The sequence below is a fragment of the Micromonospora sp. A200 genome, from assembly GCF_029893845.1.
In the GTDB taxonomy this organism is placed as follows: domain Bacteria; phylum Actinomycetota; class Actinomycetes; order Mycobacteriales; family Micromonosporaceae; genus Micromonospora; species Micromonospora purpureochromogenes.
Genome location: NZ_JARXXY010000089.1, coordinates 1 through 1,471, shown reverse-complemented (window position 1 = coordinate 1,471; position 1,471 = coordinate 1). Strand labels below are relative to the sequence as shown.

Annotated in this window: 1 protein-coding gene; it reads right to left on the bottom strand. The window is 69.9% G+C overall.

The window, feature by feature from the left end:
• Positions 1–24 precede the first annotated feature (24 nt).
• Complete coding sequence (locus M2302_RS33020; RefSeq protein ID WP_280841710.1) at positions 25–1,248, bottom strand: IS110 family transposase; 1,224 nt, start codon at positions 1,246–1,248, stop codon at positions 25–27.
• Positions 1,249–1,471 lie beyond the last annotated feature (223 nt).

The window sequence follows — 1,471 nt, the reverse complement described above, 5'->3', positions numbered from 1 at the left end:
GGGGGGGTGTCCCTATGGGTTTCGTCAAGCGGCGATCGGTGCTGTGGGGCGGGGTTGGTAGGGGTTCTTGTCGCGGAGCATGGCGAACAGGACGTCGCAGCGGCGGCGGGCCAGGCAGATCAGGGCGGCGTTGTGTTTCTTGCCTTGGGCGCGTTTGCGGTCGTAGTAGGCCCTGCTGGTGGGGTCGGCGAGGGCGGCGAACGCGGCGAGGAAGAACGCGCGTTTGAGCTGTTTGTTGCCGCCTCGGGCGGGGTGTTCGCCGCGGATGCTGCTGCCGGATCGTCGGGTGACCGGGGCGAGGCCGGCGTAGGCGGCCAGGTGACCCGGGGTGGCGAAGGAGGTGCCGTCGCCGACTTCGAGGAGGATCCGGGCTGCGGTCCTGACGCCGATGCCGGGCATCGAGGTCAGGACCTCGGCAAGAGGGTGTGCATCGAGGATCCTGTCGACCTCGGCGGCGACGTGGTCTCGCTGTTGGAGCACGTCGCGCAGGCTGTCGGCCAGCCTCGGCAGGATCGTCTCGGCCGCCGCGGTGCCCGGAACGACGACGGTCTGCTCGTCCAGAGCGGCCATGATGCGTTCGACAAGGCGCTCGCCCATGCGCGGCGCGTTCTTGTTCGCGATCGAGGTGAGTTTGCGGCGGCCGGCCTTGCGCAGCCCGGCCGGGCCGCCGCAGCGTGACAGCAGCTCGAGCACAGCCTTGTGCTGGATGTTCTTGCCCAGCGCTCGTTCCAGAGCCGGGTGGATCTGGGTGAGCAGACCGCGGATCCGGTTGGTCAGCCGGGTGGCCTCGCCGGCCAGGTCGTCGTCGAAGCCGACGAGGACTTCCAGCTCGGCCAGGGCCTCGTCGCCGACGTCGACGCGGCGCAGCGTGTGCGGCAGGGTGCGGGCGGCGTCGGCGATGACGTAGGCGTCGCGGGCGTCGGTCTTCGCGGCGCCCGGGTGCAGGTCGGCGATGCGGCGCATCGCCAGTCCGGGCAGGTAGGCGACCTGATGGCCGCAGGCCCGGGCGACCGCGACCGGCAGCGCACCAATCGAGGCGGGCTGGTCGACCACCACGAGCATCTTGCCGTGCTTGGCCAGCTTGTCGAAGACCTGCCGCAGCTTGGCCTCGGTGTTGACCAGCGCCGCGTCGTGCAGCCGCTTGCCGTCCCGGTTCAGCGCGACGGCGTGATGGCCGTCCTTACCGACATCCAGACCGAGAAACACCTCGTAGTTGTCGCCGTGCACCGCATCGCCTCCCCGCGACATCGCCTCGGCTCGGTCGCCAGTCTGGCGTCGACTGCCGGCACCCACGTTACGAGGAGACCTACCCCCAACGGAGCGAGTGGTCGTGTCCCTATCAGCGGTCCATCGACGCCACCCGGCCCGGCGACAACACCCCCCGGATCATGCATACGACAGGGGCGGTAAGTCATACCAGGCCGGGCGACCGAGAGTCCCCGGCTGGGGACGATCAAAAAGGTAACGGGGG

Excerpts from the sequence above, each read along its gene's own strand:
- M2302_RS33020 (WP_280841710.1), bottom strand. The coding sequence starts at position 1,248 with ATGTCGCGGGGAGGCGATGCGGTGCACGGCGACAACTACGAGGTGTTT.